The sequence below is a fragment of the Streptococcus mitis genome, assembly GCF_002096925.1.
Lineage (GTDB): Bacteria > Bacillota > Bacilli > Lactobacillales > Streptococcaceae > Streptococcus > Streptococcus mitis_AF.
Map to the genome: position 1 here is coordinate 52,409 of NZ_NCVN01000012.1, position 10,853 is coordinate 63,261.

4 protein-coding genes and 3 pseudogenes are annotated in these 10,853 nt (G+C 43.5%); 4 read left to right on the forward strand and 3 right to left on the reverse strand.

Features of this window, described 5'->3' with window-relative positions; translation table 11 throughout:
* Positions 1 to 41: 41 nt before the first annotated feature.
* Together B7692_RS03615 and B7692_RS11385 are read left to right on the forward strand one after the other, a co-directional pair.
* Positions 42 to 1,586 (forward strand): peptide chain release factor 3, encoded by a 1,545-nt coding sequence (locus tag B7692_RS03615; RefSeq protein WP_084929929.1) that lies wholly within the window; start codon positions 42 to 44, stop codon positions 1,584 to 1,586.
* A 793-nt stretch (positions 1,587 to 2,379) separates the two neighbouring features.
* A pseudogene (locus tag B7692_RS11385) lies at positions 2,380 to 2,622 on the forward strand (accessory Sec-dependent serine-rich glycoprotein adhesin); the annotation flags it as partial.
* A gap of 467 nt (positions 2,623 to 3,089) precedes the next feature.
* On the opposite strand, the gene B7692_RS11195 reads toward B7692_RS11385, so the two are convergent.
* Entirely contained in the window at positions 3,090 to 3,428 is a 339-nt protein-coding gene (locus B7692_RS11195; protein ID WP_084929930.1) for a hypothetical protein, read from the reverse strand.
* Positions 3,429 to 4,062: 634 nt separating this feature from the next.
* Between B7692_RS11195 and B7692_RS11585 the strand changes: the two are divergent.
* Positions 4,063 to 5,928: pseudogene (locus B7692_RS11585) on the forward strand (sialoglycan-binding domain-containing protein); the annotation flags it as partial.
* Between the two features lie 686 nt (positions 5,929 to 6,614).
* Here the strand turns inward: B7692_RS11585 and B7692_RS11480 are convergent.
* Positions 6,615 to 6,785 (reverse strand): hypothetical protein, encoded by a 171-nt coding sequence (locus B7692_RS11480; protein WP_158086603.1) that lies wholly within the window; start codon positions 6,783 to 6,785, stop codon positions 6,615 to 6,617.
* Here B7692_RS11480 and B7692_RS11485 point away from each other — a divergent pair.
* A pseudogene (locus tag B7692_RS11485) lies at positions 6,703 to 7,461 on the forward strand (sialoglycan-binding domain-containing protein); the annotation flags it as partial. The gene B7692_RS11480 and the pseudogene B7692_RS11485 overlap by 83 nt on opposite strands.
* 20 nt (positions 7,462 to 7,481) lie before the next feature.
* Here the strand turns inward: B7692_RS11485 and B7692_RS11490 are convergent.
* Positions 7,482 to 10,853, reverse strand: a 3,372-nt coding sequence (locus tag B7692_RS11490; RefSeq protein ID WP_419991796.1) for a hypothetical protein, incomplete at its 5' end; no start/stop codon positions are given.

Here is a 10,853-nt window from a genome sequence, read left to right on the forward strand (position 1 = left end):
TATTGAAACAAGAAAAATAGAGAATCAAAGAAAGAGAACTTATGAATATTCAAGAAGAAATTAAGAAACGTCGTACCTTTGCCATCATCTCCCACCCGGACGCGGGGAAAACAACCATCACTGAGCAGTTGCTCTACTTTGGGGGTGAGATTCGTGAGGCTGGTACCGTAAAAGGAAAGAAAACAGGGACTTTTGCCAAGTCTGACTGGATGGATATCGAGAAGCAACGTGGGATTTCGGTTACTTCATCTGTGATGCAGTTTGACTACGATGGTAAGCGCGTGAATATCCTCGACACACCAGGGCACGAGGACTTCTCAGAAGATACCTATCGTACCTTGATGGCGGTGGATGCTGCGGTCATGGTCGTGGATTCTGCCAAGGGTATCGAGGCCCAAACCAAGAAATTATTTGAAGTTGTCAAACACCGTGGAATTCCGGTCTTTACCTTTATGAACAAGCTGGACCGTGACGGACGTGAGCCACTAGACCTCTTGCAAGAGTTGGAAGAAGTCTTGGGCATTGCTAGCTACCCGATGAACTGGCCAATCGGGATGGGGAAAGCCTTCGAAGGATTGTATGACCTCTATAACCAACGCTTGGAGCTCTATAAAGGGGATGAGCGTTTTGCTAGTCTTGAAGATGGGGACAAGCTTTTTGGTAGTAATCCTTTCTACCAGCAAGTCAAGGATGATATTGAGCTTTTAAATGAAGCTGGAAATGAATTCTCAGAGGAAGCTATTCTGGCTGGAGAATTGACACCTGTCTTCTTCGGTTCAGCCCTTACTAACTTTGGTGTGCAGACCTTCCTTGAGACTTTCCTTAAGTTTGCTCCAGAACCACATGGGCACAAGAAAACAGATGGAGAAATTGTGGATCCTTATGACAAGGATTTCTCAGGACTTGTCTTTAAAATCCAAGCCAACATGGACCCTCGACACCGCGACCGCATCGCCTTTGTCCGTATCGTATCGGGTGAATTTGAGCGCGGGATGAGTGTCAATCTACCTCGTACTGGTAAGGGTGCTAAACTGTCTAATGTTACCCAGTTTATGGCGGAAAGTCGTGAGAATGTGACTAATGCTGTAGCAGGTGATATTATCGGTGTTTACGATACAGGTACTTATCAAGTTGGAGATACCTTGACAGTTGGGAAAAATAAATTTGAATTTGAACCACTGCCAACCTTTACACCTGAAATTTTCATGAAAGTATCTGCTAAGAATGTCATGAAGCAAAAATCTTTCCACAAGGGAATCGAGCAATTGGTGCAAGAAGGTGCTATTCAGCTTTATAAGAATTACCAAACAGGCGAGTACATGCTGGGAGCTGTTGGTCAACTCCAGTTTGAAGTCTTTAAGCACCGTATGGAAGGCGAGTATAATGCGGAAGTGGTCATGAGCCCAATGGGTAAAAAAACCGTTCGTTGGATCAAGCCTGAGGATTTGGATGAACGGATGTCATCAAGCCGAAATATCTTGGCTAAAGACCGTTTCGACCAACCAGTCTTCCTCTTTGAAAATGACTTTGCCCTACGCTGGTTTGCGGACAAGTATCCAGATGTAGAGTTGGAAGAAAAGATGTGACTCAGTACCAACAATTGGAACTGAAGTTCCTAATCGTTGGACGCTAGCCGCTATTTGGCGAACTAGCTAACTGCCTTACTAACTCATCGGCGAAAAATAATCGTTTTCGCCTCTTCGTGTCGTAATGTAAAAATTGTAAACCGCTATGGCGGTCTACCTAAACGCTTCGCTAGGAAAAGTCCGCGAATGATATTGATTCGTAAAACTTTACGTCGTAACTGGTAGTGAGCGGTCTAGCTAACTGCCTTACTAACTACGTTTTGCAAATAGAATCGATTTGCCAAACTCCGTGTTGTATCGTTAAAATCTCTAACTGCTGTGGATGTCATGATTCACAGCTTTTGAGTCTGGGACAAAAGTCTAACCTTAAATATAAAAAGCGAACAAAATAAGTTATCTGACACTTAGAATTCTATTTTGTTCGCTTTTTTGTCTAATCTATCGATTTTAAAAATTTATAATAAAGAATTCCTAAAATCAAAATCTTTTTGTTCCAAACTCAATTAATAATATCAATAAAAGAGGGGAATGATTGTCTTAATTTCCTCTATTATAGTTTTATTTTTATAGTATGAATTTAAAAGAAGGGAATGTTAAAATAGGTTTGATTTTTTTTTGAGGGGTTCCTATTATAGAGATGACTTTTCCATATATAAATAGATTTGAAACCTTATATTTTTTTTGAAAAAACAATATAATATCTTGACTATCGTTTGCGCTTGCGATATACTATTAAAGCACGATTAAAATTGGGTGAATTGCCTGCTTTTGAGTAAGAACGAAGGAGTGAAACATGTTTTTTAGACGTCAGAAAGGTGAGTATAGAGAAACCGACCGAGTAACGCGGTATAAGTTGATCAAATCAGGGAAACATTGGTTGCGAGCTTCAACCTCTCTTTTTGGTTTGTTCAAGGTCTTGCGCGGTGGTGTAGACACGACTCAAGTCATGACAGAAGTAGTAGAGGATAAAGTGAATCCTTCTATTACAGGTCTGGATATTATCAAGGGGATTGCTGCCACAGGGGCTGTTTTAGGTGGTACTGTTGCTACTCAAACAAAAGTATTTGCAAATGAAACAGTAGCCGTGGAAAAAACACTGGAAAATCCAGATCTTTTGGTTACAAATGATACAGTAGTTTTGGGTACGACATCTGTAAGTAATTCAGAGAATTCTGCTAGCTTGTCTACTTCTTTGAGCGAAAGCACTTCGATGTCAGAATCTGTATCTAAGAGTTCGTCAGCCAGTGCTTCGACGAGTACTTCTGCCAGTGCCTCAGCAAGTACTTCGAATAGTGCATCTGTCAGCAGCTCTACTAGTATTAGTCAAACAACAAGTGAGCCGGGTAGTTTCTCGTTGGTGGCTAGTTTATCGGGTGAACAGAGCACTTCTGCGCCAGCAACTGACCGAGATGCTTCTGTATCAAAAGAATCAACTGGCCTTAAAATTGATTCTGCTCTACTAAAGGCAACTGAAATTGATGGGAAGGTTAGTGCGAGCGCTGCTCAATCAACTTCTACCACGACTAGTATCGTAGGAGTTACTGCTGGTGCTGTCGCAACAGCAGAAGTTTCAGCTAAGCAACAAGATGACAATCGTAAGAAGTTGACAAAACTTTCAGCTGAGATGGGTGAGTATCTAGCTAAAGCTGTTGGCTTACCAAATACTGACTCGGCTATCACTAAGGTCAACGCTGCGGTAACTGAAATTGAAAAGGCCTTGGCTGATCCAACTAGTGATTTGACAGCAGTGGTGCAAAAAGCAACCTTAGCTCGTAATTCCATTGTTAATGCCGTTTTGAGAGCCAATTCAGGCGCGCGTGATGCTCGTAATGGAAAAGCCATGTTGCGTGATGCTTCTCTAAGAGCAAGTTGGGCTCCTCAGCAGGGAGATGGCCGCATGAATGTAAGTGGTCCAACTGCTACTTTTGATAAGGCTACTGGAATCGCGACATACACCATGAATGTCCATGCTGATAGTGCCTTGAGTCATGTCGGTGTAAAAATCGAAGTCGGTAAAGGTGGACATGTCCAAAGTGCGACCTTTAACGGTAGTTCAATGGAAAAAACATATGCACATGGTTTAGAGGCAGGTTATAGTTATCGTCATGGCCAAAACCGGAATTTAGAGGGACAAGTTGTAGTAAGAGTTAAATACGATAATAATGTTCCGACTGCGACTGCCAATATGCAGGTTCAAGTAAGTTCTGCTCCTATTTATGAAAATACTCCAGGGAATGGATCGGCAGTTCAATCGGCAAGTGTTCCAACTGGCTATAATGAAACAAAACCGACACCACCACCTTCTGTGAGTAAATCAGGTCCAATTATCCAGAATAATAATGGAACTCATTTTGATGTTTATAATGATGATTATTTCGTTCATGAGCTTCCTATTTTAAAAAATGGAGCTAGTATCCGCCAATATGGAATTATCAAGCAGGATGCCATTCCCGGAGTCACTTATGGCGGACAATTGATGGGACAAGAAATAAATCGACCCAATCCGAGATATAATCCTTACGTTCCTAGTACTGGAAGCCCATGGTTAAATCAAACAAAGGAAATTAAAGATATTGGAACGGGTATATCAGGTACTGTAGGTAACGGTGAGGCATCCGCTGTAGTAGGAAAAACCTATAGCTATCGTATTGGTGCATCAGATTGGGGTGGTAGATCATCTGAGACTACTCTTACCTACACCATCAAAGGTTTCAATGAGCGTCATAATGTTCAAAGTGGAGATACTGTTCAGGTTTCTGATTTGGACCATTTGACACCAGATGAAGTGAAGGAAGTATATAATAACTTTATCCACAATGAGGCCAATAAAAATGATTTATTGTCTAATCAAGATGTAGTAAAAGCTGGTACACAATCAAATTTATCTTATGCTGAAAATGGGAAGTTGACTTTATCATATCCTGGAACTAAGTCGAAAATTGAAGTTGATACTGATGGCACCATTACAGTTACTTATCGTGATGGTACATCAAGCACAATCAATGCTTCTTTAGAGAAGGAAAAAATACCTCCAGTAATAACCGTTACTGCGACCCGTAATGGTAAACCTCTAGCTGCAGAAACAGGAGGTATAGCAGGAGATAAATATTACTATTACTATGCAGGTGATGATATCGGTTTTGAAATGAAAGCCGTAGATAATAAGGGAAAACTGAGGGAGTTTAAACTTGTAGCACAGGCTGATGGTTATAGACCAGCGTCAGAAATGGCTCAAAACATCTTTGGAGATAATAGTTACGGGACTGGGACAGCTACTTCTCTATCAGATCCAAATGGGAATCTCGTTGCGACTGAGTCTAATCCGGCAGTCATAACTGCAACTGGGCATATGAAAGATGATTTGACTTATGCTCCTAAAAATGAATGGCGTCGTAATGCAGTAGCAACAGATAAAGCAGGGAATGTTACGATTCCGGGAGACAACAGTACAGGAAACTTCTTTATTAAGCAACGTGCTTTGAATGAGCGTTACAAGTATGAATCAGAATTTACAATAAAAAATCCTGAGTTTACGCCTGTAGTAGATAAGAATAATCTAACAAAGGATGAGAAGGATGCTGTAACGGCTGCTATTTATGCTAAAAATAATCAAAAAGCATACCGTATTGATAGAGTTGAAGTAGCAAATAATGGAGAAGCGACTATTGTCTATAAAGATGGTACACGTAGCGAACCGATTCCACCATCTGTAACAATTAACGAACGTCCTAAGTTAGTTATTCCTTATGACAATCCGAATACCAAAGAAATCTATTTATATCGCAACGAACCGGTTAATATTACCCTAAAAGCGACGGATGACTCTGGAAAAATCAATTCATTGAAGTTGACTAGACCTGATGGAAGCGATGATGGCGCTGGTAATGGAACTGCTGCTAACTATGGCGGTTTCACTGGGGTAACACGTTCTAATACCATCACTTCTACGACAAACCAAGCCAATGCTACGATTACCTTGACAGGTACTTTGGATAAAAGCTTGAGAAAAGGTGATTTTACTGAACGTAAGCTCGTAACTACGGATAACCAGAATACATCAAATAAAACTGATAATAACGAAGGTTATATCAAGTTTGTTGTTAAGGATCAAACGGATAAGTATAATGCCGTGGCTAAAGTAGATACCGTATATACTTATGCGGGTGAAACAGCAGCGGATTTGGGAAATGCAGCTAACTTTGTTCAACTTGAAGGTGGAAAAGCTCTGCCTGCGGGTGCGACAGTTAGTTGGACGAATACGATTAACAATTCGACTACTGGGACAAAGAGCGCTGTTGCGCGTGTTACGTATTCGGATGGTTCAACCGATGATGTAACGGTCAACTATAAGGTTTTAGCTACGATTGCCCCTAAGGGACCTGTGAATGATATTCAAGGTACAAATCCTCATAACGGCACCTTATGGCATGATTATGTGAATAAGCAAGGAAACGATGATTACCCAAGTGGAGCTAGTCAAACTTGGAGAAAAAATGGGCAGCCTGTTGCAAATTCACCGATTAGCACAGCGAAAACAGGTCGACAAATTTATCAAGTCACCTTTACTTATCCTGTTGGTCGTACGGGTGCTGGCGATACTACTAAACTAAGTAAGACCGTTGATGTTGTTCATGATGTTTATAAATTTGGATCAGAACGTTCTTACGTTTTCACACAAAACAAGACGGATGAAGCTGGTTATAAACAAGCTGTAGCAAATCCTAAAGAAGCGGTTACGAGATTAGAAGGAAATCCAGACTTTAACGCAACAAACACTAATTACAAGTGGGTTGGTGGTGCGCCGTCACTTACGACAGTTGGAACATTTACCAAACAAGTGGAGGTAGAGTTACCTGCAGACTCAACAGGTGTCAGAGTTAAACAAAATGTCCCTGTTACTGTGAGAGTAAATCCACAAGCACCTGAAATAGCAGCTGATTCAGTTACTGAAAAGGGTGGTTTGCCAAATCGTTCAATTGTAGTAACGAATGTAACTCCAGGAGCAGTGGTTACGTTGACGATTGATGGTCAGACAATTCCAAAACAAGCAACAGGAACAAGTGTGACATTTGGACCGTCTGATTTGAAACGGGTTACTGATACCAATAATGGCTTGTTGCCTACAGGCGATGTAACGGTTAAACAAGAGAAGGTTGTAACGACTCCTGCTGGAGGAACTGAGACTCTAACTTCTGCCACAACTTCTAAGACAATTACTAAGGAAACTGAAAAACCAAATGTAGAAGTTGTTCTTCAAGTTAAGGATGGGGACAAATGGGTTGATCAACCTAAGAAAGCTGTTCGTAATGATGCTAATGACGAAAACGGACGTACTGCTAGTGGATATGAACTTTACGCTGGGGATGAATATCGATTTGTTGTGAAAACTACGGATAACAGTGGTAAGATTCGTAATCTAGAAGTATGGGATGGTAGGACTGTCACAACTAACATGACAGATACTAATCATAATTCTAATGGAAAGATTACCAATATCACTGGAGATTCGAGAGAGGCTACTTCTACGAAGCCAGCTACGTTGACAATTGAAGGTACATACAACGCAAATCAAAGATATGAACCAGGAAATATTTGGTCACGTGAGATTCGTACAAAAGACCTTTCTGAAAATGAAAATAGAGACACTACATTTAAAATTGTACAAGGGAAATTAAGTGAAAAATTCCCAGGTAAAGTGCCAGCGACAGTTCAAGTAAGTAATACGACAACTCCATCAGAAGATGATAAACAAAAGATTCTTGCAGCGGTGAAGAGGTCTAATCCACAAGATGCAAACCGTATACAAGGCTATGAAATATCAAATGATGGTACTGTGACCATTACTTATAAGGATGGTACAAAGAATACAGTAAAACCAGACTTATCTGACTCGGACTATAGATCGAAATCAGCAAGCACAAGCGCTTCAGAATCAGCGTCAACGAGTGCGTCAGTATCAGCCTCAACAAGTGCAAGTACGTCAGCAAGCACTTCAGCCTCAACAAGCGCAAGTACATCAGCAAGTACCTCAGCTTCAACAAGCGCAAGTACGTCAGCAAGTACGTCGGCTTCAACAAGCGCAAGTACATCAGCAAGTACGTCGGCTTCAACAAGTGCAAGTACGTCAGCTTCGACAAGCGCAAGTACGTCAGCAAGTACATCAGCTTCAACAAGCGCAAGTACGTCAGCAAGCACATCAGCTTCGACGAGCGCAAGTACCTCAGCAAGTACATCGGCTTCAACGAGCGCAAGTACCTCAGCAAGTACGTCGGCTTCAACAAGTGCAAGTACGTCAGCCTCAACAAGTGCAAGTACCTCAGCAAGTACCTCAGCTTCAACAAGCGCAAGTACGTCAGCAAGTACGTCAGCTTCAACAAGTGCAAGTACATCAGCAAGTACGTCGGCTTCAACAAGCGCAAGTACGTCAGCAAGTACGTCGGCTTCAACAAGTGCAAGTACGTCAGCAAGCACCTCAGCTTCAACAAGTGCAAGTACATCAGCTTCGACAAGCGCAAGTACTTCAGCAAGTACGTCAGCTTCGACGAGCGCAAGTACCTCAGCAAGTACATCAGCTTCAACAAGTGCAAGTACGTCAGCAAGTACATCAGCTTCAACGAGCGCAAGTACGTCAGCAAGTACATCAGCTTCAACAAGCGCCAGCACGTCAGCTTCAACAAGTGCAAGTACTTCAGCAAGTACGTCGGCCTCAACAAGCGCAAGTACGTCAGCAAGTACATCGGCTTCAACAAGCGCAAGTACTTCAGCAAGTACGTCAGCCTCAACAAGCGCAAGTACTTCAGCAAGCACTTCAGCTAGCACGTCAGCCTCAACAAGTGCAAGTACGTCGGCTTCAACAAGCGCAAGTACTTCAGCAAGCACATCAGCTTCAACAAGTGCAAGTACATCAGCTTCGACAAGTGCAAGTACCTCAGCAAGTACGTCAGCCTCAACAAGTGCAAGTACCTCAGCAAGTACCTCAGCTTCAACAAGCGCAAGTACGTCAGCAAGTACCTCAGCTTCAACAAGTGCAAGTACATCAGCAAGTACGTCGGCTTCAACAAGTGCAAGTACGTCGGCTTCAACAAGTGCAAGTACGTCAGCAAGCACATCAGCTTCAACAAGTGCAAGTACCTCAGCTTCAACAAGTGCAAGTACATCAGCTTCGACAAGCGCAAGTACCTCAGCAAGTACGTCAGCCTCAACAAGTGCAAGTACGTCGGCTTCAACAAGCGCAAGTACCTCAGCAAGTACCTCAGCTTCAACAAGCGCAAGTACGTCAGCAAGTACCTCAGCTTCAACAAGTGCAAGTACATCAGCAAGTACGTCGGCTTCAACAAGCGCAAGTACGTCAGCAAGTACGTCGGCTTCAACAAGTGCAAGTACGTCAGCAAGCACATCAGCTTCAACAAGTGCAAGTACATCAGCTTCGACAAGCGCAAGTACTTCAGCAAGTACGTCAGCTTCGACGAGCGCAAGTACCTCAGCAAGTACGTCAGCCTCAACAAGTGCAAGTACATCGGCTTCAACGAGCGCAAGTACCTCAGCTTCAACAAGCGCAAGTACGTCAGCAAGCACATCAGCTTCGACGAGCGCAAGTACGTCGGCTTCAACAAGTGCAAGTACGTCAGCAAGCACCTCGGCCTCAACAAGCGCAAGTACGTCAGCAAGCACCTCAGCTTCAACAAGTGCAAGTACTTCAGCAAGTACGTCAGCTTCGACGAGCGCAAGTACCTCAGCAAGTACGTCAGCCTCAACAAGTGCAAGCACTTCAGCCTCAACAAGCGCAAGTACGTCAGCAAGTACATCAGCTTCAACAAGCGCAAGTACGTCAGCAAGTACATCGGCTTCAACAAGTGCAAGTACCTCAGCAAGTACGTCAGCAAGTACATCGGCTTCAACAAGCGCAAGTACTTCAGCAAGCACTTCAGCTAGCACGTCAGCCTCAACAAGTGCAAGTACGTCAGCAAGTACATCGGCTTCAACAAGCGCAAGTACGTCAGCAAGTACGTCGGCCTCAACAAGCGCAAGTACGTCAGCAAGTACATCGGCTTCAACAAGCGCAAGTACTTCAGCAAGTACGTCAGCCTCAACAAGCGCAAGTACTTCAGCAAGCACTTCAGCAAGCACGTCAGCCTCAACAAGTGCAAGTACGTCGGCTTCAACAAGTGCAAGTACCTCAGCTTCGACAAGCGCAAGTACGTCAGCAAGTACCTCAGCTTCAACAAGTGCAAGTACCTCAGCAAGTACGTCGGCTTCAACAAGCGCAAGTACTTCAGCAAGCACATCAGCTTCAACAAGTGCAAGTACATCAGCTTCGACAAGTGCAAGTACCTCAGCAAGTACGTCAGCCTCAACAAGTGCAAGTACCTCAGCAAGTACCTCAGCTTCAACAAGCGCAAGTACGTCAGCAAGTACCTCAGCTTCAACAAGTGCAAGTACATCAGCAAGTACGTCGGCTTCAACAAGTGCAAGTACGTCGGCTTCAACAAGTGCAAGTACGTCAGCAAGCACATCAGCTTCAACAAGTGCAAGTACCTCAGCTTCAACAAGTGCAAGTACATCAGCTTCGACAAGCGCAAGTACCTCAGCAAGTACGTCAGCCTCAACAAGTGCAAGTACGTCGGCTTCAACAAGCGCAAGTACATCAGCAAGTACGTCAGCAAGTACTTCAGCAAGTACTTCAGCAAGTACATCGGCAAGTACTTCAGCAAGCACATCGGCTTCAACAAGCGCAAGTACTTCAGCAAGTACGTCAGCCTCAACAAGCGCAAGTACTTCAGCAAGCACTTCAGCTAGCACGTCAGCCTCAACAAGTGCAAGTACGTCAGCAAGTACATCGGCTTCAACAAGCGCAAGTACGTCAGCAAGCACATCAGCTTCAACAAGTGCAAGTACTTCAGCAAGTACGTCAGCTTCGACGAGCGCAAGTACCTCAGCAAGTACGTCAGCCTCAACAAGTGCAAGCACTTCAGCCTCAACAAGCGCAAGTACGTCAGCAAGTACATCAGCTTCAACAAGCGCCAGCACGTCAGCTTCAACAAGTGCAAGTACATCAGCAAGTACGTCGGCTTCAACAAGCGCAAGTACATCAGCAAGTACATCAGCTTCAACAAGCGCAAGCACTTCAGCAAGCACTTCAGCCTCAACAAGCGCAAGTACATCAGCAAGTACGTCGGCTTCAACAAGCGCAAGTACTTCAGCAAGTACATCAGCTTCAACAAGCGCAAGTACATCAGCAAGTACATCAGCTTCAACAAGTGCAAGTAC

Excerpts from the sequence above, each read along its gene's own strand:
- B7692_RS03615 (WP_084929929.1), top strand. The coding sequence starts at position 42 with ATGAATATTCAAGAAGAAATTAAGAAACGTCGTACCTTTGCCATCATC.
- B7692_RS11195 (WP_084929930.1), bottom strand. The coding sequence starts at position 3,428 with ATGGCTTTTCCATTACGAGCATCACGCGCGCCTGAATTGGCTCTCAAA.